Raw genomic sequence first — 382 nt, forward strand, 5'->3', positions numbered from 1 at the left:
GCCAACGGGTATGCGCAGGAAATGGTCGAAAAGTTATCGGCCCACTTGATTGAAGAAAACTCAGAGGACGCACTCTACAAGAATCGAGAGGATCTGCGCACGCTGCCTAGGCGTTCCATGCTTGAAGTGGCGCAGTTCACGAAGGCGGTGGTGCATGACCAACCAGGCATACCGCCTGAAACGCTCAACAAGGTCGTCAAGGCAGTCATAAAGATTCAAAAGGCACGAAGCGGTTCAAGCTTCCTCGACAAACTGATGCAGCTGGGTGAGCACGACATCGACGGGCTCGACAGGTTGCTGGGGCAGTGGACGGTGGAGGATGCACTTACCGTTCTGGACGAGATCGACAGTCGGTTGTCCATCATTGCGGCCATGGAGAAGC

Annotated in this window: 1 protein-coding gene; it reads left to right on the plus strand. The window is 55.0% G+C overall.

The window, feature by feature from the left end; all coding sequences use genetic code 11:
- The coding region (locus tag D7X55_RS47535) for a hypothetical protein (protein ID WP_199747518.1) at positions 1-382 on the plus strand (382 nt) is incomplete at both ends.

This window comes from Corallococcus sp. AB049A (genome assembly GCF_003668885.1).
Classification (GTDB): domain Bacteria; phylum Myxococcota; class Myxococcia; order Myxococcales; family Myxococcaceae; genus Corallococcus; species Corallococcus interemptor.